Below are 259 nucleotides of genomic sequence, written 5' to 3' on the forward strand. Positions count from 1 at the left end.
CCCACGATGAACGCCTCCCTCCCTGACTTCCTGCACCGCGCGAAATCGCCCTTGCGGGCCACGCTGCTCGTGGCGGCCATCACGCTGGTCGTCGGCGTCGCCTGGGCGCAGACGCGCATCGATCCCAATGGCGTGAACGTCAGCGGCAGCGTGATCGGCGACGACGTGCTCTACAGCATCGGCGGCGGCCGGGCCGTGTCGATGGGTGGTGCCGGCAACATGCAGAGCATCGGCGTGGGGATCGGCTGGAACAGCAACC

The 259-nt window shown here is 68.7% G+C and carries 1 pseudogene; it reads left to right on the forward strand.

The window, feature by feature from the left end:
- Nucleotides 1–259 (forward strand): annotated as a pseudogene (locus ACR6JA_RS23140) (hypothetical protein); the annotation flags it as partial.

It is taken from the genome of Cedecea sp. B1(4) (assembly GCF_059414925.1).